Origin of the sequence: Arsukibacterium perlucidum DSM 18276 (genome assembly GCF_000382165.1) — a bacterium.
Classification (GTDB): domain Bacteria; phylum Pseudomonadota; class Gammaproteobacteria; order Enterobacterales; family Alteromonadaceae; genus Alishewanella; species Alishewanella perlucidum.
Genome location: NZ_KB907702.1, coordinates 115,929 through 139,101 on the forward strand (window position 1 = coordinate 115,929; position 23,173 = coordinate 139,101).

At 48.4% G+C, this 23,173-nt stretch carries 20 protein-coding genes; 14 read left to right on the forward strand and 6 right to left on the reverse strand.

Features of this window, described 5'->3' with window-relative positions:
• The first annotated feature begins 31 nt into the window (after nucleotides 1–31).
• The gene (gene smrB / locus H141_RS0102075; RefSeq protein WP_026349173.1) at nucleotides 32–595 is read left to right on the forward strand and encodes an endonuclease SmrB; all 564 of its coding nucleotides are present in this window, start codon (nucleotides 32–34) and stop codon (nucleotides 593–595) included.
• A 47-nt stretch (nucleotides 596–642) separates the two neighbouring features.
• Here the strand turns inward: smrB and sixA are convergent, their stop codons facing one another.
• Entirely contained in the window at nucleotides 643–1,131 is a 489-nt protein-coding gene (gene sixA / locus H141_RS0102080; RefSeq protein ID WP_019674587.1) for a phosphohistidine phosphatase SixA, read from the reverse strand.
• Between the two features lie 205 nt (nucleotides 1,132–1,336).
• On the opposite strand from sixA, the gene H141_RS0102085 reads away from it, so the two are divergent.
• Both H141_RS0102085 and H141_RS0102090 read left to right on the forward strand, forming a co-directional pair.
• On the forward strand, nucleotides 1,337–4,099 hold the full coding sequence (locus H141_RS0102085; protein ID WP_019674588.1) for an insulinase family protein: 2,763 nt from the start codon (nucleotides 1,337–1,339) through the stop codon (nucleotides 4,097–4,099).
• A gap of 67 nt (nucleotides 4,100–4,166) precedes the next feature.
• On the forward strand, nucleotides 4,167–6,407 hold the full coding sequence (locus H141_RS0102090) for a putative bifunctional diguanylate cyclase/phosphodiesterase (RefSeq protein ID WP_019674589.1): 2,241 nt from the start codon (nucleotides 4,167–4,169) through the stop codon (nucleotides 6,405–6,407).
• A 27-nt stretch (nucleotides 6,408–6,434) separates the two neighbouring features.
• Here H141_RS0102090 and H141_RS0102095 read toward each other — a convergent pair whose 3' ends face one another.
• Nucleotides 6,435–6,782 (reverse strand): MaoP family protein, encoded by a 348-nt coding sequence (locus H141_RS0102095; RefSeq protein ID WP_019674590.1) that lies wholly within the window; start codon nucleotides 6,780–6,782, stop codon nucleotides 6,435–6,437.
• Nucleotides 6,783–6,911: 129 nt separating this feature from the next.
• On the opposite strand from H141_RS0102095, the gene hdfR reads away from it, so the two are divergent.
• Entirely contained in the window at nucleotides 6,912–7,772 is an 861-nt protein-coding gene (hdfR, locus tag H141_RS0102100; protein WP_019674591.1) for an HTH-type transcriptional regulator HdfR, read from the forward strand.
• 11 nt (nucleotides 7,773–7,783) lie between these two features.
• On the opposite strand, the gene H141_RS0102105 is transcribed toward hdfR, so the two are convergent.
• From H141_RS0102105 to fadI, 3 genes are all read right to left on the reverse strand, one after another.
• Nucleotides 7,784–7,981 (reverse strand): hypothetical protein, encoded by a 198-nt coding sequence (locus H141_RS0102105; protein ID WP_019674592.1) that lies wholly within the window; start codon nucleotides 7,979–7,981, stop codon nucleotides 7,784–7,786.
• 97 nt (nucleotides 7,982–8,078) lie between these two features.
• The gene (gene fadJ, locus H141_RS0102110; protein WP_019674593.1) at nucleotides 8,079–10,217 is read right to left on the reverse strand and encodes a fatty acid oxidation complex subunit alpha FadJ; all 2,139 of its coding nucleotides are present in this window, start codon (nucleotides 10,215–10,217) and stop codon (nucleotides 8,079–8,081) included.
• Nucleotides 10,217–11,527 (reverse strand): acetyl-CoA C-acyltransferase FadI, encoded by a 1,311-nt coding sequence (gene fadI / locus H141_RS0102115; RefSeq protein WP_019674594.1) that lies wholly within the window; start codon nucleotides 11,525–11,527, stop codon nucleotides 10,217–10,219. Before fadI ends, fadJ begins: the two co-directional genes overlap by 1 nt.
• 223 nt (nucleotides 11,528–11,750) lie before the next feature.
• On the opposite strand from fadI, the gene H141_RS0102120 reads away from it, so the two are divergent.
• From H141_RS0102120 to H141_RS0102160, 8 genes are all read left to right on the forward strand, one after another.
• Entirely contained in the window at nucleotides 11,751–12,704 is a 954-nt protein-coding gene (locus tag H141_RS0102120) for an AAA family ATPase (protein ID WP_026349174.1), read from the forward strand.
• Nucleotides 12,705–12,712: 8 nt separating this feature from the next.
• Entirely contained in the window at nucleotides 12,713–13,660 is a 948-nt protein-coding gene (locus tag H141_RS0102125) for a DUF58 domain-containing protein (RefSeq protein WP_019674596.1), read from the forward strand.
• Complete coding sequence (locus H141_RS20845) at nucleotides 13,650–14,144, forward strand: DUF4381 domain-containing protein (RefSeq protein WP_019674597.1); 495 nt, start codon at nucleotides 13,650–13,652, stop codon at nucleotides 14,142–14,144. The genes H141_RS0102125 and H141_RS20845 overlap by 11 nt, the downstream gene beginning before the upstream one ends.
• Nucleotides 14,137–15,126 (forward strand): vWA domain-containing protein, encoded by a 990-nt coding sequence (locus tag H141_RS0102140; protein WP_019674598.1) that lies wholly within the window; start codon nucleotides 14,137–14,139, stop codon nucleotides 15,124–15,126. The genes H141_RS20845 and H141_RS0102140 overlap by 8 nt, the downstream gene beginning before the upstream one ends.
• A complete protein-coding gene (locus H141_RS0102145; RefSeq protein WP_019674599.1) occupies nucleotides 15,110–16,951 on the forward strand; it encodes a VWA domain-containing protein in 1,842 nt (613 codons plus the stop codon). The genes H141_RS0102140 and H141_RS0102145 overlap by 17 nt, the downstream gene beginning before the upstream one ends.
• Nucleotides 16,945–18,639, forward strand: a complete 1,695-nt coding sequence (locus H141_RS0102150; RefSeq protein ID WP_019674600.1) for a BatD family protein — start codon at nucleotides 16,945–16,947, stop codon at nucleotides 18,637–18,639. The genes H141_RS0102145 and H141_RS0102150 overlap by 7 nt, the downstream gene beginning before the upstream one ends.
• A 93-nt stretch (nucleotides 18,640–18,732) precedes the next feature.
• Entirely contained in the window at nucleotides 18,733–20,229 is a 1,497-nt protein-coding gene (putP, locus tag H141_RS0102155) for a sodium/proline symporter PutP (protein WP_019674601.1), read from the forward strand.
• A gap of 93 nt (nucleotides 20,230–20,322) precedes the next feature.
• Nucleotides 20,323–21,543: an EAL and HDOD domain-containing protein gene (locus H141_RS0102160; protein ID WP_019674602.1), complete on the forward strand. Its 1,221-nt coding sequence runs from the start codon at nucleotides 20,323–20,325 to the stop codon at nucleotides 21,541–21,543.
• A gap of 52 nt (nucleotides 21,544–21,595) precedes the next feature.
• Here H141_RS0102160 and H141_RS0102165 read toward each other — a convergent pair whose 3' ends face one another.
• The gene (locus H141_RS0102165) at nucleotides 21,596–21,907 is read right to left on the reverse strand and encodes a ComEA family DNA-binding protein (protein WP_019674603.1); all 312 of its coding nucleotides are present in this window, start codon (nucleotides 21,905–21,907) and stop codon (nucleotides 21,596–21,598) included.
• Between the two features lie 331 nt (nucleotides 21,908–22,238).
• Between H141_RS0102165 and H141_RS0102170 the strand changes: the two genes are divergently transcribed.
• Nucleotides 22,239–22,496, forward strand: a complete 258-nt coding sequence (locus tag H141_RS0102170; RefSeq protein WP_019674604.1) for a PepSY domain-containing protein — start codon at nucleotides 22,239–22,241, stop codon at nucleotides 22,494–22,496.
• Complete coding sequence (locus H141_RS0102175) at nucleotides 22,496–23,173, forward strand: response regulator transcription factor (RefSeq protein WP_019674605.1); 678 nt, start codon at nucleotides 22,496–22,498, stop codon at nucleotides 23,171–23,173. The genes H141_RS0102170 and H141_RS0102175 overlap by 1 nt, the downstream gene beginning before the upstream one ends.

The following is a 23,173-nucleotide window of genomic DNA, read 5'->3' on the forward strand; positions in this document are numbered from 1 at the left end:
AAAAAATGGGCAGATTGTATAGACTTGCGCGATGCAACGAAAGAAGCTTTCTGCACCAGCCCACTTATCAGCCGAAGACAGCGACCTTTTTCGCCAGTCGGTTACTGGCGCACGCCCGCTATTGCAAGACAAGATAGTCCCTGTCAGTAAAGCCAGCAAGAAAAAAGCCCGGCCAGGGTCAAATATGCCGGATAACGAGCAGAACTTGTTCTTTTTCTCAGATGGCTATGAAGGTTTCGTTACTGACGGCGGCTCACTTTCTTATGTCCAACCGGGTGATGATCCCCGCCTGGCCGGACGCTTAAAGCGGGCAGAGTTTCAACCGCAGGTGGTGCTGGATTTACATGGCTTAAGCCAACAGCAGGCTAAAACCGAACTGGCGGGCTTACTTGCCTACTGCCAGCAGCAGCAGTTTAATTGTGCCTGCGTGGTGCACGGTAAAGGATTAGGTATCCTGGCGCGTAAAGTACCTAACTGGCTAATCCAGCATCCCAATGTACGGGCGTTTCATACCGCACCAAAAAGTTGGGGCAAACATGGCGCCTTATTACTGCTGCTAAAAATTAATCAGCCTGAATTTGAGCTACGCCAGTAGCACTGGCGTGGTAATCCTGGTGTTGCAGTTATCGTGTATTGAGGGAGTTAATGTGATAGCAATGCCAGATCCTGCGGCGCAATTTTTTCCAGTAAACGACCGCCTTTTGCCGGTTGATAATCGATGCAACATAATGAAGCGGTACTAAAAACCGGTGTTTGTCCCCGTTGCGTCAGGGCTTCAACCATAAAGCTTACCAAAGGCATGTGAGATACCAGCAAAATTGTGGCATCGGGTTGCTCGCTTAATCTGGCATCAATTAAATCAAGCATAAGCGTCGGGTTACCGTCAGGTACCAGCTCAGCCTGAGTCTGCAACTGACAAACGGTTCCTTGCTTACTCAGCAAAATTTCGGCAGTCTGAGTAGTACGTAAATAAGGACTGACCCAAACGTTGCTAAAGGAGCTGTAGCAATTTTGCAGCCACTGCGCCATTTGCAATGCCTCGCGTTTACCTCTGACGGTAAGCGGACGCTGACTGTCTTGCGTCGTCAACGGCTCAGCTTCACCATGACGCATAATAACAATGTTAACCATTTATATTGATACCGTACTACTTAGTCAGTGTGTTTTTGTGTGCCATTGTTAAAAAGCATACGCCGGGCAAAAATTGTGCGCTATGATAAATAAAGTCTGGCACTAACGTAACTGCTATTAACGCATAACAAATAGCCTGTTTATTACTAAATGCTATCAAAGATCGGCTATCTTGCAGTACTACCATACCGACATAGGATAATTCTTGGAAAAAGTACATATAAAGCAAAGCCCAAACGATAACAGAGCCTATCAACACCTGACACTCGACAATGGTCTAACTGTATTGTTGGTAAAAGATAACAGCGCCGAAAAAGCTGCTGCCGCGCTGACCATTAACGTCGGCCATTTTGATGACCCGGCTGATTATCAGGGAATGGCACACTTTTTGGAACATATGCTGTTTCTTGGTTCAGAAAACTTCCCCGATCCCGGTGAGTACCAGCAATTTATCAGTCAACATGGTGGCAGCCATAACGCCTGGACCGGCACAGAGCATAGTCATTTTTACTTTGATATCGATCCGCCGCAGCTGCAACAAGCCATTGCCCGCTTTGCAGATATGTTTTGCCGCCCTCTGTTTACTGCAGCCTATGTTGAAAAAGAACGACATGCGATTGAGGCTGAATACTCGTTGAAGCTTAAAGATGACAGCAGGCGAATTTATCAGGTACATAAAGAAACCATTAATCCTGCTCATCCTTTTGCCAAGTTTTCTGTAGGTAACCTAAATACACTCAATGATAAACCTGAACAAACGCTGCGTGCAGCCTTGTTGCAGTTTTATCAGCAGCAATACAGCGCCAGCAGAATGAGCTTGTGTCTGGTTTCGTCCAGCTCATTAATGACCATGGCGCAGTGGGTAAAACAGTATTTTTCCGCCCTACCCGCAGAGCTACCGGCAAAAGCACCATTGGCCGAGCCCCTTTATCTGGCAGAGCACCAGGCAATTTTACTGAATATCAAACCACACAAAGACTCCGACAAACTGGTTGTCAGCTTTGCGTTACCTGACATTCAACCCTGGTATCCGCATAAAATAGTCAGTTTTCTGGCCTCAATTCTCGGGGATGAAAGCGACGGCTCATTACTCAGTTACCTGAAAAATGCCGGACTGGTAAACCAACTTAGCGCCGGTGGTGGTATTGATGGCAGTAATTACAAAGACTTTACGGTGTCTTTTGAACTGACCAAAGCAGGCCGTGCCAACACAGAAGCTGTATTACGCGCGCTTTACAGTGCTTTGGCCAGAATAAAGCAGCACTCACTACCACAAAGTTTATTTTTTGAACGACAAAAACTACTACACTGGTCCTTCATTTATCAGGAACCCGCTGATGCCCTGCAAACAGCCAGTCAGTTATCGGTAAATCTGCAACATTATCCGGTTGAAGATACTATTTTTGGTGACTATCGGATGGAGTTACCTGCTGAGTCAGTTTATCAGCAGCTGTTGAGCTGGTTCAGGCCGGACAATATGCGGCTGATGCTGATAGCACCCGACGTGCCGGTGCTGTCAGAAGCAAAATGGTACAACACACCCTATTCCGTCACCAGATTAAATGATGCACTATTGCACAGCTTACAGAATACCGGCCCGATTGCTGAGATTACGCTACCCGGTACCAACCCTTATCTGACCGAGCAACTTAGCTTACTGGAAAAAAATCAGCATATGGCTGTGCCAGAGCAAATCTGCAATAAACCGGGGTTAAGTATCTGGTATAAAGCCGACACTGAATTTAATACACCTAAAGGCCATATATTTTTGCAGCTTAGTTTGCCGCAAAGCATTGCCAACAATGGCCAGCTGGCTACCAGCAGGCTTTGGCTGGAGTTATTTCAGGATCATATTAATCAACAGTTTTATACCGCAACCAATGCCGGGCTCAGTTATAACCTGCATGTGCAGAAACAAGGTATCAGCATCCACACCTCAGGCCTGGCGGCTAACCAGATCCAACTTTTGCAGAATATTTTACTGCAAATAAATGATGTGACATTTTCTGAGCTACGGTTTACTGAGCTTAAACAACAACTCTGCAGGCACTGGGCCAACAGTAGTAAAAGTAAGCCTGTTGCCAGATTATTCAGCCAGCTGTCAGCGCTGCTCCAGCCGCTTAATCCGGAAATTGAAGTATTAATCGAACAATTGGAACTGCTGAGCTTCAGCCAATTCTGTCACTTTTCAGCACAATTATTAAAAGACGTTCATCTGGAGGCGTTACTGATCGGCAACTGGCCAGTAAGCAGTGCTGCTGATCTGGAGCTTATGCTACACAACTGGCTGGCACAACAAGCCGGCACAGGCAGTAAAATTCCGGCTAAAACTTACAGCATCAAAGGCACAGGCCCGGTCTGGCTGCACACCGAGACAGATAGCACTGATCACGCAATAGTAGTATACCTTGCAGCCGGGCAGGCCAACGCCAGCCAAATGGCATTGTTTATGCTCGCTAACCATTTAATGTCACCCCATTATTTTCATCAGTTGCGCACCGAACAACAAATGGGTTATTTAGTCGGCACCGGCTATGTGCCGATTAACACCCTGCCCGGTATTGCTTTTTATATTCAGTCTCCTAACTACGAGTGCACCGCGTTATATCAGGCCACTTTGATTTTTTTCCAGGATTTTCTGGCACAGATTGAAGATATGACAGAAGCTACTTTCGTTGATCTGAAGCACGGTTTAACAGCCCAGCTGACTGAACGTGACAGCAGCCTTGGCTCACGGGCGAAACGACTGTGGCTGGCGCTGGGTCAAGACGACACCAGTTTTGACCTGACTCATAAAATAATCAGCGCACTCAATAAATTAGATAAACAGCATTTTATCGATCTGCTGAAACAGCTGTTAGCAGATGATTATGATATGTTGTTGCTGGCTTCCGGCCCCAACAACGGGATCAGTCACATCAAAACAATGAGCAGAGCTGAACTCCAGCGAAAAATTGCGGTAGCGTAAATTGATTTTGACACTTTTCCCAAACTTGGTTACTTTAGACGTAATAACAATAAAAATGTTGTAATTTGTGGGCATTCGTCAGTTTTTTAGCGCTAAATCTACTTTTTTACTGCTGGCTGTTTTTCCGTTCGGGCTTTCTGCGCTGAGTTGGGACGGTGTGCAGCCCTATGTCTTTTCTGCGGTATTAATTTTTGCCTGTGCCGCTTTGCTGCTGGCCCATGCCAGCATTGTCAAAATGCGGCGCTACCATAAGCGTTTGGCTAAAAGTGAAGAGCGGCTGCGACTATCACTATGGGGCAGCGGTGACGAACTATGGGACTGGCGAATTCTGTCTGGAGAATTATATCGCTCCAGTTCCTGGTTAAAACCGGTGGAACTAACCCCGGAAACCCGTGACTTCCCCCCCAATAAACAACAAATTCATCCTCAGGATTTGGGGCGGGTTATCAATTTGCTGAATAACCACCTCAATGGTGGTAGTGCTTTCTTTGAAGCGACATACCGTTTACGCACTGCTGAAGGCCTTTATATCTGGGTGCTTGACCGCGGCAAGGTCGTTGCCTACGCCAGTAATGGCAGCCCAAGCCGGATGACAGGTACCCTGAAAAACATTCATCAGTTAAAAGAAGCTGAAGGCAGAATGCAATTATTTGCCCGCTGTCTCGAAAATATATCTGATGCCGTTCTGGTTTGTGATACCCAGTTTCATATTATCGAGGTTAACCCGGCTTTTAGCAGCATTACCGGCAAAAATCGCGCAGAAGTAATCAACAGCCGTTTTGAGTTATCCCTCTATCCCAGCCGCTTTATGCAGGATATTCAGCTCCAGCTGGCTAAACATGGCCGTTGGAGCGGTGAAATTCGCGAACAGAAAGACAATGGCGAGATATATCAGGCCGAGCTGGCCTTTGACGTTATTAAAGACGAGGAAGGCAACCCGCAGCAGTATGTAGGCGTCTTGTCAGACATTACTGAGCGCAAACTGCGGGAAGCAGAATTAAGCAGGCTGGCTAACAACGACACCCTGACCGGTTTGCCAAACCGCGCAGTATTTATGACTAAACTGGCCAGCCTGGTAACCATTGATGCCGTGCACGCGTTGCTGGTGTTCGATTTAGACAACTTTAAGAAAATAAATGACTCTCTGGGCCATGAACTGGGTGATACGCTGCTGTGTAAGTTAGCACAACGGCTGCATACCGACCCCCGCTATCAGCATAAGTTGTACCGGCTTGGTGGCGACGAATTTGCAGTTTTACTTAACGACACTAACGATATTCATACCATCACCTCGATGGCGAAAGGCTTACTGGAACAAATTAACCGGCCGTTTTTTATCAGCCAGCATGAGCTGGCAGTAACCAGCAGTATTGGTATCGTGTTGTTTCCGGACGACGGCAACGATCCGCAGGCACTGCTGCGAAATGCCGACACAGCGATGTACCATGCGAAGAACGATGGCGCTAACCGTTATTTGTTTTTTAATGACAGCATGAATAAACAAGCGGTAAAACGGCTGCAAGTCGAAAATTTAATTCGCTATGGTTTAAAAGAAGATTACTTCAGTGTGTTCTATCAGCCGAAAATGGATATTCTGACCGGTAATATTGTCGGCATGGAAGCATTGGTGCGGTTTATTACCCCTAAAGGCGGCCTGGTTAGTCCAGCCAGTTTTATCCCGGTGGCAGAAGAAACAGGCCAGATTGTTGAGATTGGTGCCGTAGTGCTGCGCAAAGCCTGTGAAGATGTTAAAAAGTGGCTGGCACTGGGCTTGTTTCAGGGCCGGGTTGCGGTCAACCTGTCAGCCAAGCAATTTATGCTGCCAAACCTATGCCAGCAAATCGATGACGTACTGGAGCAATGCGAGCTACCTTCTTACCATCTGGAACTTGAGATCACCGAAGGTACAGTAATGCAGTCGCCTAAGCTGGCGATAGATACCATGAAAAAGTTACGGGCTCGCGGCATTCATCTGGCGATGGATGATTTTGGTACCGGCTATTCATCACTGGCCTATTTAAAGCAATTCCCACTTAACACGCTGAAAATTGATAAAGCTTTCATCGATGATATGGATAATGCCCGTGGCCGGAATATGGTGGATACCATCGTCACCATCGCCCACAATTTAAGTTTAAATGTGGTAGCCGAAGGGGTCGAAACCAAAGATCAGTTGGATATGCTGCGCAAATTACGTTGCGAAACTATTCAGGGGTATTATTACAGCAAACCACTTTCTGCAGCAGATTTTGCCGCATTTTTAGCAGACCAGAAACAGCGCACCCGCTTAACAGCCATTCCAGGCTAACAGCTATAAAAAAAGCCCCGCAGGGCTTTAGTCAGTGTCTGTTTCGACGTATGAAAAATCGTCGGCACCATCTGCGATGCGTTTTTTACCAAAAACAGTATGAAATTTGCGTTTTTCATTCAGACGCTGTTTGTATTTAACCCAGGTTTTTTCAAAGGCAGAACTTGCTTCAGCCTCCCCCCGGCAAACCAGAATAAACCGTTGCTCTTCCTCGTTCACCGGTTCACGCGCACCTTGTTCCAGCTGCTGCATCGCGAAACCATGTTTTTCCAGCAGGTTACCCTCTGCCAGTGTAAAGCGCCCGGACCGCGTAAAACCACGAGGGAAATTGCGGTCATCGAAAAAGCGACGAGTAGCGACAAAACTTTGCTGCATCACTTTTTTCCTCTAATGTCGTTGAATATAAAGCCAGCCTGTTTAAACTGTGCGGAGTATGGTTAACAAAATTCCAGTCGTAAAACAAATATTTTTTATTGACACGATAAATAACTTTAAGGCTCTCCCTTGGATACTGAACTGTTAAAAACCTTTCTGGAAGTACAGCGTACCCGCCATTTTGGTAAGGCGGCTGAAAACCTGTATTTAACTCAATCTGCTGTTAGTTTTCGCATTCGCCAGTTAGAACAGCAACTTGGTGTTAATTTATTCAGTCGCTATCGTAATAATATTCAGCTTACCGCCGCCGGGGAACGTTTATTACCGCATGCTCAGGCCATGCTGACTGCCTTGCAACGTGCTAAACAAGAGGTGGCATTAAGCAACAAACAAGCTCAGCAGCTTTCAATCGCGGCAACTGCTAATGTATGGGATAGCTTCCTGCTGCCAGGCTTTATCCAGGTGCAGCAGCAATATCCTGAACTGGCCTGGCGTGCTGAATCATTGGGCAGAGAACAGATAGGCAGATTATTGCTGGAACGCAACCTGGATTTGGCTGTGGTGTTTGACCCACCCAAGGTTGACGAAATACAGGTAGAAAAACTGGACGATATTAAACTGATAGCAGTGACCAGTGGCAATCATACTGAGCCAAACACGGCCATGGCGCAACATTACATCCTGGTCGACTGGGGCACGTCATTTGATATTCAGCACGCCAAGCACTTTGCCGATATGCCACCACCTTTTCTGCGAACCGGCAGTGCGAAAATTGCCCTGGAGATGATGCTGCAAAGCCCTGCAACAGCTTACTTGCCGCAAGTGATGGTACAGCCATTATTACAGAGCAATAGCCTCAGAAAAGTGGACAGCGCGCCCCAGATGAGCAGAGAGTTATTTGCTGCGACATTACATCAGGCAACCAATGAGCCTTTGCTGCAACAGATTATTCAACAGTTGCGCCGGCATATTAACCGCCTGGCAGCTTAGAGCGGGTTCAATTATGGCCGGAACAAGCCACTATTTTTGCCGCGAACTTTACATAGTAACAACCGCTTATGACTATTAAACAACGGTAATAAAAACGGCCCGGTAAAAAGTGCAGCCAACGCCCATTGTAACGCCTGCATGCCACTGCGCAGTGCCGCAACATAAACCCCAAACGCAACAAACAGCCAGACAACAGGTACTAATAACACCGGTAACTCCCCAATAAATATGTTAACGCAGTCGCCGGATATTATACCGGCGACTGCTGCTGTTAACTGTTAAGCTTTAGTTGAATTTTTGCAAAAACTATTGATAAAAGCGGCTGTTTTGCTCCGCCATTGCCAATAAGCGCGGACAAGGTGCAAAACGCTCACCATGTTCAGCTTGCAACTGACGCAGGGTTGCCACCAGATTAGTGACACCCAAGGTATCGATATAACGGAACGGCCCCCCCAGAAACGGTGGGAAACCAATACCAAAAATGGCACCAATATCACCATCACGGGCAGAGGCAATCACCCCCTCATCCAGACAACGTACTGCTTCGTTCAGCATTTGCGCAGTGCAACGACTGGCGATGGCGTCACCAGCAAGCTTGCCACCCGGCGTAACGCCAAGTACGTTATACACGCTGCTATCGACCGTTTTAGCACCTTTTTTCGCCGCTTTGCCATACGCATAAAAGCCTTTGGCCGATTTTTTACCTTTACGGCCATCGGCCAGCAACTTGTCAAAGGCGGCTGGAGGTGCAAAGCGCTCGCCAAGTTGCTCAGTCAGGATGGGTGAAATTTTGGCGCCAACATCAATACCCACTTCATCCAGTAAGGTGATGGGGCCGACCGGGAAACCGAACTTCACCAGTGCCTTATCGATTTTTTCGACTGGCTCACCCGCCAGCAACAGGTTGGCGGCCTCGTTCATATACAGCGCCAGAATACGATTAACATAAAAACCGGCGCCGTCTTTAACCACTATTGGCGTTTTCCCCTGCTTACGCGCAAAAGCAACGGTAGTGGCAATAGTCTGCGCTGAGGTTTTATCGTGGGCGATAACTTCGACCAACGGCATTTTATCAACGGGTGAAAAATAATGCAGGCCAATTACGTTTTCTGGGCGCGCCGCTTTAGCGGCAATCTGACCAATAGGTAATGAGCTGGTGTTGCTGGCAAAAATGGTATGCTCTGCGCAGTGCTGCTCAATATCCGCTACCATTTGCTGTTTTAACGCCAGATCTTCAAATACCGCTTCAATGACTAAATCGACATCATGAAAACCGCTGTAATCTGTCGTACCGGTTAATAACAGTAACTGCTTTTGCATTTCAGCTTTACTGATAAAGCGGCGTTTAAATTTCTTCTGCAGCAAATCATAGCTATATTTCAGCGCATTACTGATGCCCTGCTGGTTGATATCTTTAATTCGTACCGGTACTCCGGCCTTAGTACTACTGACGTTAGCAATACCACCGCCCATCAGACCGCCACCTAATACCGCAGCCTTGCGTACTTTCTGAGGCTGAGTATCACCGGCCCCGGTTTCTTTTTTCATCTGAGTCGTCGCAAAAAACAAACTGCGCAGCGCGGCCGACTCTTTGGTCATGCATAGCTGGCCAAAGGCTTTAGCTTCTGCTGCCAGGCCTGCGGCATAGCCACTATCCTGGCCTTTGCGTACCACCTCAATAATCCGCACCGGCGCCGGATAATTGCCCTGGGTTTTCTTTAACGTTTGCTTCAGGGCCTGAGAGAATAATAAATTACGGCCAGGGCCGGTATTCTCCAGCAATTTCGCCAGCATACCTTTGTCTTTGGCAACGCTTTTAGCTTTACCCTGCAACGCACGTTTTACTGCAGCGTCCAGTAAAATAGTTACCGGTACGACTTCGTCGATCAGGCCGGCTTTCTTAGCCTGCGAAGCCCGTAATTGTTTACCTGTCAGCATCATATCCAGCGCTTTTTGCACGCCAACCAGCCGCGGTAAACGCTGGGTGCCACCGCTACCCGGCAGCAAACCTAACTGCACTTCCGGCAAACCAAGTACCGTTTTTGCCGAATCAGTAGCAACCCGGGAATGACAGGCCATCGCCAGCTCCAGGCCACCGCCCAGACAAGGGCCATTGATCGCTGCTACCACCGGTATTTTCAGTTGCTCAAGCCGGTCAAACATCTGCTGGCCCATCCGGGCAATGTCTTCGGCCTGCTCTGCTGTTTCGCAGCTATCAAGCATAGAAATATCAGCACCGGCAATAAATGAATCTTTTTTGCCGCTGATAATCACCACCCCTTTGACCGCGCTGTCGCTTTGCAGTGTATTCAGAATGGCGTCAATCTCATCGGCAAAAGAGGCCTTCAGCACATTCATGCTTTCACCCGGAATATCCATGGTGATCACCGCAACCTTATCGTCACGGATGGCCAGGCTAAAACTGCTTTGTTGTATATTAGTCATTATTCAGTCTCCACAATCATTGCAGCACCCAAGCCCCCCGCAGCACAAGCGGTAGTTAAGCCAACACCGCCGCCCCGACGCTGCAGTTCATTCAGGGTTTGAACTATTAAGCGGGTACCAGTAGCTGCAAACGGATGGCCATAAGCCAGCGAGCCGCCGTTAACATTAAATTTGGCCATATCAATTTCACCAATCGCCTGACTGCGGCCCAGTTTTTCTTCGGCAAACTTTTTACTGCCAAACATTTTCATGTTGGCCAGAGCCTGAGCGGCAAAGGCTTCATGCATTTCAATCAGGGTAAGGTCGTTCAGATTCATTCCGGCCCGGTCCAGTGCAATCGGCGTGGCATAAGACGGTCCCATCAGCATATCTTCATGCACCCCAATGGCCGAGAACGCATAGCTGCGAACAAAGCCCAGTGGCTTGTAACCTAAGGCTTTGGCGCGGCTCTCTGTCATCATTAACACCGCCGAAGCACCATCAGTAAGTGGCGTACTGGTCGCAGCGGTAACGGTACCATGATTGCGGTCGAATACCGGCCGCAACTTAGCGTACGACTCCAGCTTTGAGTCCATCCGGATATTGTTATCGATATCCAGGAATTTGTTATAAGGCTCGACATGGGCTGTCATCACTTCGTTAGCCATTAACCCGTTTTGCCAGGCTTTTGCTGCCAGGCTGTGCGAGCGATGCGCCATTTCATCCTGGGCGGCGCGGCTGATGCCATGGGTTTTAGCCATTTGCTCGGCGGTATCGCCCATTGATAAGCCAGTGCTGTATTCAGCAACAGCTGGTGGCACTGGCATAAGATCTTTCAAACCCAACCGACGTAAAATACTGAGTTTCTGACCAAAGGTTTTGGCTTTATTCATATCTACCAGAGCCCGGGCCAGTTTTTTACTGACCCCGATAGGTAGCACTGAGCTGGAGTCAGCGCCGCCGGCAATAGCAATATCAAGCGTGCCAGCCATCATCGATTCAACAACACTGGCAACTGACTGAAAGCTGGTAGCGCAAGCCCGGGTAACACTATATGCATCGGTATGCACCCCCATGCCGGTGCCAAGCACAATTTCCCGGGCAATGTTTGGCGCTTCAGGCATTTGTACCACCTGGCCATACACAACCTGTTGTACCAGGCTGGCATCCAGTTCACTGCGGATCAGTAATTCGTTAACCACCAGTTTAGCCAGGTCCAGCGCCGAAACGCCATGTAACTCTGTAGCTTGTTTTGCAAAAGGCGTACGTAAGCCCGAGACAATCGCTATCCGATCACCACTGCGGGTATGAAGTTTAATGGGCGCTGACATAGCTTTCCTCTTATGAAGTTCGTTTTATCGTGCGAAATAGTCGAAGCCAAAACAGGTCTGACCTGTAAAGATAATTTGATTGTAACGACAGTTGCTGCCAATTAAAACACTTGTTTTAATGCAAACTGAACCTTATTTAGGTTATAACGTCATAGCCTAGCTGTTTTTAAAGCTAACTGTGCAGAAAGTAACCAAAACTTTTAACCAAAAGACTAATATCATTATGGTAAATGCGTTTTCCGCCTTAAAGTCGTATCTCGATAGTCAGGTATTAGGCCAACCTGAACTTACTGAAGGCATTTTACTGGCCTTACTGGCTAATGGTCATTTACTGGTTGAGGGCCCGCCAGGTCTGGCGAAAACCCGGGCAGTAAATGCGCTGGCACACGGGGTTGAAGCTGAGTTCCACCGGGTACAGTTTACCCCGGACTTATTACCTGCAGATTTAACCGGTACCGATATTTACCGGCCGGAAACCGGCCAGTTTGAGTTTCAGTCTGGTCCGCTGTTTCATCATATTATTCTGGCAGACGAAATTAACCGGGCACCGGCCAAAGTGCAGTCAGCATTACTGGAAGCGATGGCCGAGAAACAAATTACCGTTGGCCGCACCACTTACAAGCTACCAGAGTTATTTCTGGTAATGGCCACCCAGAACCCGCTGGAGCAGGAAGGCACTTATCCGTTACCGGAAGCCCAACTCGACCGCTTTTTATTGCACCTTAAAGTAGACTACCCTACTGCCGAAACCGAGCGGGAAATACTCAGGTTAACCCGTAACGAAGCCCTGAATAAAGCACAAAGCCAGCCTGCTGCAATAAGCCAGGCCGAGATCTTCAGTGCCCGTCAGGCCACCTTAAAACTGCACCTGGCGGATAGCCTCGAGGATTATATCGTGCAGTTAATCATGACAACCCGCAATGGCGCAGCTTACAGTGCCAAGCTGGCATCCTGGGTAAGCTATGGCGCCAGCCCCCGCGCGACTATTGCGCTGGAACGCTGTGCCAGAGCCAAAGCCTGGCTGGCAGATCGTGACTTTGTTACTCCGGATGATATTCAGGCCGTGTTTCACAACGTGCTGCGCCACCGCCTGATCTTAACTTATACCGCAGAGGCAGAAGGCATTACTACTGACGATGTGCTGACTGAAATCCTTAACTGTGTTCCCGTACCCTGAATAACACTATGAACACCGTGTTTTCAGCCAGTCAATGGCTTAAACAGTTAAGCGCTGATGGCAGCTCTGTTGGGCTGCCCGAACTGCTATGGTATCAACGTCATACCAAAGTGCTGAACCTGAAGCCCACCATCAGTATTCAGAGTAAATTGGCGGGTACTTATCTGGCTCGCAGTAAAGGCCGGGGTATGGAATTTGACGAAGTCCGGCATTATCAACCTGGCGACGATGTCCGCACTATCGACTGGCGGGTAACTGCTCGCAGCGGCAAGGTACACACCAAATTATTCCGGGAAGAAAAAGAGCGGCCGGTATTTATTGTTACCGATTTAACTGACAGCATGCGCTTTGGCAGCAGTTTGTTGTTTAAATCTGTGCAGGCTGCGCATCTGGCAGCGGTTATCGCCTGGCATGTCAAACAACATGGCGACAAACTTGGCGGCCTGGTATTCAGCAATCAGCAACACCGGGAATTAAAACCCCAGGGCCGCAGCCATGGCGTACTTCGCTATCTGCAAGCCTTGCAGCAGTGTCATCACAGCGCTGCCCTGTCTAATGGTTTAACCTTATCCCAGGCACTGGGTCAGCAACGACGTCTCAGCCGCCCGGGCAGTCTGGTTTATATCCTGTCTGACTTTAATCAACTTGATGAGCAGGCACTGCGCCATATCCGGGCCATTAGTCAGCATAACGAAGTAACCTGCTGTCAGATCAGTGATCCATTGGAACTGGCGTTACCGCAGGCAGCCCGGGGCATTGCCGCTATCCGTAATCAGCAGCAGGTGGTTAGTGCAGAACTGGCCGACCCCAGGCTGCGCTTACGATATCAGCAACAGCAACAGCAACAACAAAGCAAGCTGGCGCTGACCTTACAGCAAGTCGGTTGCAAATGGTTAGATATCAGCGCCGGTGCGCCCATTATCAGTCAGTTGGAGCAAATTCATCATGGCCGCTAAGCAGCAACTCCTTGAGCAGCTGGTGGACATTGCCGAACCAGCCTATCAACTTTCCTGGCAAATTGCGCCGGGAGTTTATATGTTGCTGACGCTTGCCCTGATAGCACTAGCCTACGGCGGCTGGAAGCTTTACCAGCGCTGGCGCTATCTGGCGGCAAAGCGTCAGGCAATCGTTTTACTTAACCAGCTACAGCCTGGCACTGCAAGCCAGATTAACCAGTTGTTAAAGCGGGTGGTGCAACACTATGCGCCAGCCCATCCGGTACTTACAGCCAGTACTGCGCAGTGGCATAATTTTTTACAACAACAACTGCCGGCTAAAGCGCTGCCGCCGCTGAGCAGCTTGCTCTATCAGGCCGGGCCTGAGCCTGAGCAGAACCAGCAGTTTTATCAGTTTGCGAAAAGCTGGCTGCAACAATTGCGCCCGGCAACACTGGCTACCAGCCAGAGTCAGCTCCTGCCATCGGAGGTAGCTGATGTTTGAGCTTAGTTATCCCTGGCTACTGTTACTCATTGTTTTGCCGTTATTTTTGAAAAAACGCCAGCAAGACAGTGGTGGTGCCCTAACCTTACCGGCCCTGGCCCGGTTAGCAGGCGAGCAACAACAACGCCCGGGCTGGAAACGCCATTTTGCTTCACTGCCGCAAGCGCTAATCTGGATAATGCTGGTGTTAGCAGCATGCCAGCCGCGGTGGCTGGGTGAGCCGGTCACCCTGCCCCAGCAAGGCCGTGATTTGATGTTAGCTATTGATTTATCCGGCTCAATGGATATGAATGACATGGTGCTCGATGGCCAGACGATGAACCGGTTATCGGCGGTGAAACGGGTGGTGGGTGACTTTATCCTGCAGCGCAAAGGTGACCGCCTGGGCCTTATTCTGTTTGCCGACGCGGCGTATCAGCAAACGCCGCTGACATACGATTTGGCTACTGTGCAAACCTTTCTGGATGACAGCCAGCTGAAACTGGTTGGCCAGCGCACGGCTATTGGCGAAGCTATTGGTCTGGCAGTTAAACGCTTAAATGAATACGAAACCAGTAATAAAGTGCTTATTCTGTTAAGTGATGGTGCTAACAATGCTGGCAATATCCAGCCACTGGAAGCGCTGGCACTGGCTAAAGCTGCTGGCATTAAGGTCTATACCGTAGGTGTCGGTGCGGAGCAGATGGTGCAGCAAACCGTTTTTGGCCGGCGCACCGTTAATCCCTCTCAGGATTTAGATGAACAATTGTTAACTCATATCGCCAGTGAAACCGGCGCCAGGTATTTCAGGGCCCGCAACCTTGCTGAATTAAAACAGATTTATCGTTTGCTGGATCAACTGGAACCGATCAGCCGTGATAACCTGACGTACCGGCCGCAGCACAGCTTGCTGCACTGGCCACTGGCGGTGGCATTAGTGTTGTCGTTTGGATTGGCAATCAGGCGGATTAACTGGCGGAGGCTGTATGAACCTGCTGGCTGATTTTCATTTATTACGCCCATGGTGGCTGCTGGCTCTGCTGCCTGCCCTTACATTGTGGCTGTTGATTTTACACTACCGGCAACAAAGCAGTGCCTGGCAGCGGGTTATTGCCCCGCACTTACAGCAACTGATGCTCAGTGGCAATTTACTGCTTAAGCGCAACCCCCTGGCGCTACCGGTACTGTTAATTTGCTGGTTGCTTAGTGTGTTAGCGCTGGCAGGTCCCAGCTGGCAGAAGCAACCACAGCCAGCTTTTACTTTGAATAAAGCCACCGTGCTGATTGTCGATATGTCGATATCGATGCGCGCCACCGACATGACACCAGACAGGTTTAGTCAGCAACGATTTAAAGCGCTCGACTTTATTGAAGAACTGGCTGAAGGCGAACTGGCATTGATAAGCTTTGCCGGTGATGCCTTTGTGATCTCGCCACTGACTCCCGATTTTAACAATGTCCGGTTACTGCTTAATGAACTGAGACCGGAATTAATGCCGGTGCAGGGATCTAATATTGCGGCAGCGTTAGACGAGGCAGATAAGCTGCTGCGCCAGGCCGGGCACAGCCACGGGGATGTCGTGCTTTTTACAGATGGCTTCGCCTCTTCTGCTTACCCGGAAATTATGCAACGGCTGGATAACTGGCCGCACCGACTGTCGGTTTTAGCCTTTGGATCTGAACAAGGTGCGCCGGTACAACTTGAAAACGGCCAGCTGCTGAAAGACTCCCGTGGTGCTGTAGTTATTCCAACAGTGCCGGCTAGCCAACTGGCAGCACTTGCCCGCAAAGGCCGTGGCAGTTTCGCCGCCGCCGGCAGCAGTAACAGCGATATAGCCGGACTGTTAGCAAAAATAAACAGCCAGTTTCAGCAACAGGCAGAGCAGACTGAGCAATTCGCCGGCGATCTGTGGCAGGACAACGCTGTCTATCTGGTATGGTTACTGTTGCCATTGGCACTATATCTGGCCAAACGTGCACCAGTGCTGGTGTTATTACCCCTTTGTTATATCCCAAATGCTGACGCAGATGTCTGGCGAGATCTTTGGCAAACTCCTGCTGAGCAGGCGATAACTGACTATCAGCAGCAAGATTACCACAGCGCGCAACAGAAATTTAAAGATCCACTGTGGCAAGGCAATGCGGCATACCGGCTGGGCAATTATGCCGGCGCAGAGCAAGCATTCAGCCGAGCTGTAGAGCAGCAACCAAGCGCCGACGGCTATGCCAATTTAGGCAACAGCCTGGCGATGCAACAAAAATTTGAGCAGGCACTGGCCAGTTACCAGCAAGCATTGGCTCTTGATCCTGAACACACTCAGGCAAAACAAAATGCTGAACTTCTAAACCAGCTGCAACAGCAACAGCCTAATCAGCAGCAAGATGGTGAACAACAAGACGGCGAGCAACAGGACGCTGAACAACAAAATGCCGGGCAGCAAGCCGCTGATGACAGCTCAGTCGGATCTGAAGGTGATAGCGCAGAACAGGGGCAAAGTGATCCAGAGCAAAATGACACTGCCGGCGAACCGTCAGATCAAAATGCCGCACCCCAGCAGCAAACTCCGGAACAAACTGAGCCAACGCCTGATGAACAGCAAGCAGCCTCAGCCGAACAACAGCAACAGCAAGAGTTGACTGACACTGAACAGCAACAGGCAATTCGTGAAATGTGGCCTAATGCTAATCAGGAAGAACAGCAGCAACTGGACAATTTATTACGCAAGGTGCAGGACGACCCGGGGTTGTTGCTCCGCAACCGAATGAACCTTGAGTATCAGAAACGCCGACAATACGCTTTACCTAAAGGAGTAGAACAGGAATGGTAGTACGTGGTCTGTCATTGAGCTTAATGTGGAGTGCACTGTTAGGTGTGCTACTTAGTTTGCTGCTTAGTGCGCCAGCTTTTGCTATCAGCCAACTTAATGCCCGGCTAGACAAAAATCCGGTCATGCTGGGTGAAAGTGTGTTGTTAGAAGTAACCGCCGACAGCAGATTACCGGCCAGCAGTATCAACTTCAGAGTCCTCGACAATAATTTTACTGTGATGGTGCCATCGGTCAATCAGAGCACCAGAGTGATTAATGGCGATGCCAGTCACAGTACTACCTGGACTGTTACACTACTGCCTAAAGCCAGCGGTAATTTTACCATTCCGGCTTTTAGCATTGATAACGTCAGCAGCGAACCATTAACTATTGAAATTCTGCCAGTGCAGCAAGGCTCTGGCACCCTGCGTGACGTCTTCCTGCAAAGTAAACTCAGTAGTAACGAGCTGATGGTGCAGCAAATGGTGTACTACGACGTTACTATCTATTTTAGCGGCGATATTCAGCGGGGCAGTTTGTCAGAACCGCAGCTTGATGACGCGCTTATTCAGCAGGTCGGCCAGGATAAAGAAGGCTCAGAACTGATTGACGGTGAACGTTATCGCTCAATTACCCGCCGCTATGCCATTACGCCACAGCGCAGTGGTGAGTTTACTATCGCCCCTCCCACTTTCAGCGGTGACGTAATAGACAGGGAAAGTGCCCGCCAAAGCTATTTTGCCAGAAGCAGAACCATAGTACGGGAAGCTGAAGCACTGCCGATAACAGTACAGGCCCAACCTGCAGGCTTCAAAGGCGACTGGCTGGTTGCTGGTTTGGTCACACTTAATGAAGAATGGCAACCTGAGCAAGCTCAGTTGGTACAGGGTGAGCCAGTTACCCGGATTATTACCCTGTCAGCAGTAGATGTAGCAGCCAACCAGTTACCTGAACTAACTATAGAACTACCCGATGGTTTCAGGGTGTATCAGGAACAACCACAAGTTAAAGGTGCGGAACGGGCGGGTCGCCTGGTGGCGCAACAAGTCATTACCAGTGCCATCATTGCCAATACGCCGGGGGAGTTTACCCTGCCCGAGGTTAAAATATCCTGGTGGAACAGCCAGACCAACCGGTTAGAACAAACCATTTTGCCCTCGCGGAAAGTACAGGTGCAGCCAAATCCGCAGCGGCCCAATACGCCGCTAATAAGCAATGAGCCGGCTAAATCGTTCATAGAGTCTGCTCCCCTGCCCCAGCCAGACTCTGGCTGGGGTTGGAATTATACCAGCTGGCTGTTACTGGTTGGCTGGCTGTTAAGCGTAGCATTGTTGATCTGGCGGCAGCCTAAGATAACGCGCCAACAAGCTGGCACCGGGCCAGGCGCCGAGCAGAGCAGCGGACAAAAATTTAACAGTAAAGCATTAAAGGCGGCTTGTCGCACTCATAACAAGGCCGCTGCCCGCCAACAGCTACTGCTATGGGCCCGCCACCATAAAATAATGAGCCAGGGTTCGTTAAGTGCGCTTAGCCAGCAAATCGGCCCGGGAGCATTCAGCAACCAGTTACAGCAACTAAATGCCGCACTCTACAGCGACAGCGCGGCACACTGGCAAGGTGATGCGCTGCTGCAGGCATGGTCAGATTATCAACAAGGTAACAATCAACCGGTAAAAAATGACGCACTTGCCCCGCTCTACCCGGAATAATGTAAGCTGCAGCGCTGTCTTCTTTGGCATAAAGCTCTGGTAAGCCAGGGTTCATCTTGTTAGCATGAAAAAAAATAATAAGGAGTCTGTGCTTTGGAAACTGCAACTATTTTTGCTTTGGGTATTTATTTTGCGGCCATGATAGGTATCGGTTTATACGCGTATCGCAATACCGATGAGAGTGTTTCTGGTTATATGTTGGGCGGCCGGAAACTGGGGCCGGGCGTGACTGCCTTGTCTGCCGGTGCTTCAGATATGAGTGGCTGGATGTTAATGGGCTTACCCGGCGCCATGTATCTGACCGGTTTAAGCAGCGCCTGGATAGCGGTTGGCTTGCTGATTGGCGCCTACATCAATTATATCGTGGTAGCGCCGAGACTGCGGGTTTATACCGAAGTAGCCCATGATGCAATTACCATCCCCGACTACTTTGAAAAACGCTTTGAAGATAAAACCCGCTTATTGCGGGTTGTTTCATCTGTAGTTATTGTTATTTTCTTTACTCTCTATACCTCATCCGGTGTAGTTGGCGGCGGCAAACTATTTGAAAGCTCATTTAATCTCAGTTATGAACTTGGTTTATATGTTACTGCTGGTGTAGTGGTTATTTACACTTTGATCGGTGGCTTTATGGCCGTTAGCATGACTGACTTCGTTCAGGGTTGTATTATGTTTGTATCCCTGGTTCTTGTGCCAGTGGTTGCGCTTGATCACCTTGGGGGTTTTAGTGAGGTGAAACAAGTCGTTGAAACCATTGATCCGGCGCTGATCAACTGGGTTGGGACATCATCGCTGATAGCGATAGTATCTGCGCTGTCCTGGGGCCTGGGATACTTTGGTCAGCCGCACATTATTGTCCGTTTTATGGCTATTCGCTCGGTAAAGGATATTAAAACAGCCCGTCGTATTGGCATGAGCTGGATGCTGGTCACTATTGTCGGCGCATTAATGACCGGCTTCGTCGGCATTGCCTATGTAGCACAAACTAAAATGACACTAAGCGACCCTGAAACTATCTTTATCGTCTTTTCCCAATTTCTGTTTCACCCTTTTATCGCCGGTTTCTTATTAGCGGCAATTTTAGCAGCAATAATGAGCACCATATCCTCTCAGTTACTGGTGACATCCAGCTCCCTGACCGAAGATTTTTACAAAGCGTTTGTAAAACGTGATGCGACCCAGCGCGAGCTGGTGCTGGTAGGAAGAGTGTCAGTGCTGGCCGTGGCTCTGGTTGCTATCGCGCTGGCCTACGACAGGGATAGTTCAGTGCTGCAACTGGTTAGCAACGCCTGGGCTGGTTTTGGTGCCGCCTTTGGTCCAATGATTATTCTTAGCCTGTACTGGAAGCGAATGACTTTTGCAGGGGCCTTAAGTGGCATTGTGGTTGGTGCGCTTACCGTTTTAATCTGGATCTATGCGCCTGTCACCATAAATGGCGCCAGCTTAAGCAGCACGCTGTATGAAATTGTTCCCGGCTTTATTCTCAGCACCCTGGCAATCGTTATCGTTAGTAAGTTCAGTCGGGGTCCTGCGCCCAGTGTGCTGACGATGTTTAGCAAGATGGAACAACAGTTGGCAGACCAGAGATAGCAGACCAAATCCCCACTACGTAATAAAGTACTATCGCGTTGTGGGGAAAATTTGCTAAATTAACCGTAAGAAATCACTTGAGATACCTGCAATATGTATTTTTATGCTGCCCGCCAACCCATTCTCGATCGTAATAAAGTACTGTACGCCTATGAATTATTATTCCGGGACGGCCTGAGCAATGTGTTTCCCGAAATTGACGGCGACGAAGCAACCTCAAAAATGATTGCAGGCAGCCAGTTTAGTTTTGGTTTAGAAGATTTTCTGGGCGATAAGCCGGGGTTTATTAATTTCACCCTGGATTCTCTGCTAAAAAAATATCCCAGCATGCTACCGAAAGAGCAGGTAGTGGTTGAAATTCTGGAAACGGTGCAGCCCGGCAAACGCCTGTTGGCTGAGTGTCAGCATTTAAAAGAACAGGGCTACACCCTGGCGCTTGATGATTATATTCATCAACCTGTCTGGCGCCATTTTTATCCTTATATCGACATTATCAAAATTGATTTTCGCGATACCAACATCGAAACCATTAAAAGTGTGCAGGAAGCGATAGCTGATTTTCCACATATAAAATTGCTGGCAGAGAAAGTTGAAACAAACGAAGAGTTTCAGCAGGCGTTAGATATGGGATTTTATTACTTCCAGGGCTTCTTTTTCTCGCAACCAGAAATGATGCAGACTAAAGCCTTATCACCTGCACAAATGACGTTAGCAGAATTGCTGTACGAAACATCAAAATCAGAACTGGATCTGGTAAAAATCACCAACATTTTTCAGCGTGACGTTAGTTTGTCATATAAATTATTACGCTACAGTAACTCATCCATTTTTAAACGCCGGGCTGAAATAGAAACGATTAAACAAGCATTAGTAGTACTCGGCCAGGTTGAACTTAAGAAATTCCTGTCGTTGTTGTTCACAGCCCAAATCAGCAGCGATAAGCCGGCTGAACTGATGCGTATGTCGATGACCCGGGCCCGCTTTGCTGAGGGCTTAGCCAGCATTGACGGCAAAGTAGATACCGGCAAAGCGTTTTTAACCGGGTTAATGTCACTAATGGATGCAATCTTAGATGAATCCATTGCCAGCGTAATGGAAAAGCTGCCTCTGGCTAAAGAAATTAAAGATGCGTTGGTTGAAAATACCGGCGTGCTTGCCGACTATTTAACCCTGATAAAATATTATGAAACTGCACAGTGGCAACAGGCTAATCAGGCGATCGATCAACTGGGTATTGCCACAGAAAAAGTACCTGATGCCTATCATACTGCGGTGCAGTGGGCAAATGAGCAAATGAAAGCCTTAGGAGATTAAGCCTAAGGCTTCGCCCTTAAACCGGTGTCTGATAATTACTCAAAGCTGGTAATTACTCAAAACTGACATACCTGGCAACTTTTGCAGCCAGCTTATCACCAATACCTTTAACCTCTGTTAATTGCTTCTCGTTGGTAATTGGGCCTTTTTCCTGAATATAAGCCAGGATTGCCTGAGCTTTAGCCTTACCTATACCTGGTACTGCCTCAAGTTGCTCAGCAGTGGCTTTGTTCAGGTTTAATTTCTGCTGTTGTTGCGCAGTGGCAGTTTGTTTATCAAGAGTGGCACCGGGTTTAGCTGCCAGGGTTTGGTTTGCAGTTAACGTCAGCCCGGTTAATAACAATGCTATTGCTACATTTTTCATGGAGTGTTCCTTACTGTTTTTTGGTTGCATCCCTGCAAAGCTATTGGTAAAAAGTTTAAGCCACTACAACTGTTTAGATTGGCCCTTTAAACAGTGACCTGGCACAAAACCCAGAGAAGCAACATTTTTAATACCAATCAAATATAAATTAGTATATTTTTTAACTTTTGCAATTTTTATTTAACTTTTTATTGCACATGTTATTGGTGTCTCTATTCAGCGACAATTAATGCTGAATGGCATAGGCTGGGGATTAATCGCAGAATTAAGTTTATTGTTGCGTACGAGATAGTTAGGTAACATACAACTGAAACCATATGTGGAGAATAGCATGCTTCGTTCACTGCTGTTGCTAGTCTTGTTGTCTGTGTTATCACTAACACCTGACGCCCTGGCACTTGGTAATACACAATCAGGAGTCACTAAAGAGCAGGCGGCTTCGCTTGCTCAGCAACGTTATCCGGGCAAAGTTTTAAAAGTGCAGACCGAAAGCAGGCATTATCGGGTGCGCTTAATTCAGGCTGATGGCAGAGTAATTACCGTACTGGTCGATAATCGCACCGGCCGGGTTGAAAGGGATGATAAATAATGCGGGTATTAGTGGTAGAAGATGAAACCTTATTAGCTGAGCAAATTAAACAACAATTAGCTCAGCAGCAATTTAGTGTTGATATCGCCAGAGACGGCGAAGATGGTTGGTTTAAACTGGCTGAATATCCATACGATTTAGCCGTAATTGACCTGGGTTTGCCAAAAATGGATGGCCTGACTCTTATTCGTAAAGCCAGACAAAAAGATATTAAAACCCCGATTATTATTTTAACTGCCCGCGGCAGCTGGCAGGAGAAAGTAGAAGGGCTGGACGCAGGTGCAGATGACTATCTGACCAAACCATTCCATGGGGAAGAATTGTTAGCACGGTGCAATGCCTTAATCCGCCGCGCAGCCGGCCAGCCTGATCCGACACTGAGTGCCGGCGCAGTATCGCTGAACAGTCGGACCCAGCAGGTTTGGGTTAATGATGATGAAGTTATCCTGACAGCATATGAATATAAAGTGCTGGAATATTTTATGCTCAATCCCAGTAAGGTTATTTCTAAAACTGAATTAACCGAGCACATTTACGATCAGGATTTTGATTTAGACAGCAATGTTATTGAAGTGTTTGTTTTACGTCTGCGTAAAAAACTCGATCCCGAAGGCGAGCTAAAACCGATAGAGACATTACGTGGCCGCGGTTACCGCTTTAATCTGACAATCAGCTAA

Excerpts from the sequence above, each read along its gene's own strand:
- smrB (WP_026349173.1), top strand. The coding sequence starts at position 32 with ATGCAACGAAAGAAGCTTTCTGCACCAGCCCACTTATCAGCCGAAGAC.
- sixA (WP_019674587.1), bottom strand. The coding sequence starts at position 1,131 with ATGGTTAACATTGTTATTATGCGTCATGGTGAAGCTGAGCCGTTGACG.
- H141_RS0102095 (WP_019674590.1), bottom strand. The coding sequence starts at position 6,782 with ATGCAGCAAAGTTTTGTCGCTACTCGTCGCTTTTTCGATGACCGCAAT.
- fadJ (WP_019674593.1), bottom strand. The coding sequence starts at position 10,217 with ATGACTAATATACAACAAAGCAGTTTTAGCCTGGCCATCCGTGACGAT.
- fadI (WP_019674594.1), bottom strand. The coding sequence starts at position 11,527 with ATGTCAGCGCCCATTAAACTTCATACCCGCAGTGGTGATCGGATAGCG.
- H141_RS0102120 (WP_026349174.1), top strand. The coding sequence starts at position 11,751 with ATGGTAAATGCGTTTTCCGCCTTAAAGTCGTATCTCGATAGTCAGGTA.
- H141_RS0102125 (WP_019674596.1), top strand. The coding sequence starts at position 12,713 with ATGAACACCGTGTTTTCAGCCAGTCAATGGCTTAAACAGTTAAGCGCT.
- H141_RS20845 (WP_019674597.1), top strand. The coding sequence starts at position 13,650 with ATGGCCGCTAAGCAGCAACTCCTTGAGCAGCTGGTGGACATTGCCGAA.
- H141_RS0102140 (WP_019674598.1), top strand. The coding sequence starts at position 14,137 with ATGTTTGAGCTTAGTTATCCCTGGCTACTGTTACTCATTGTTTTGCCG.
- H141_RS0102145 (WP_019674599.1), top strand. The coding sequence starts at position 15,110 with ATGAACCTGCTGGCTGATTTTCATTTATTACGCCCATGGTGGCTGCTG.
- H141_RS0102150 (WP_019674600.1), top strand. The coding sequence starts at position 16,945 with ATGGTAGTACGTGGTCTGTCATTGAGCTTAATGTGGAGTGCACTGTTA.
- H141_RS0102160 (WP_019674602.1), top strand. The coding sequence starts at position 20,323 with ATGTATTTTTATGCTGCCCGCCAACCCATTCTCGATCGTAATAAAGTA.
- H141_RS0102165 (WP_019674603.1), bottom strand. The coding sequence starts at position 21,907 with ATGAAAAATGTAGCAATAGCATTGTTATTAACCGGGCTGACGTTAACT.
- H141_RS0102170 (WP_019674604.1), top strand. The coding sequence starts at position 22,239 with ATGCTTCGTTCACTGCTGTTGCTAGTCTTGTTGTCTGTGTTATCACTA.
- H141_RS0102175 (WP_019674605.1), top strand. The coding sequence starts at position 22,496 with ATGCGGGTATTAGTGGTAGAAGATGAAACCTTATTAGCTGAGCAAATT.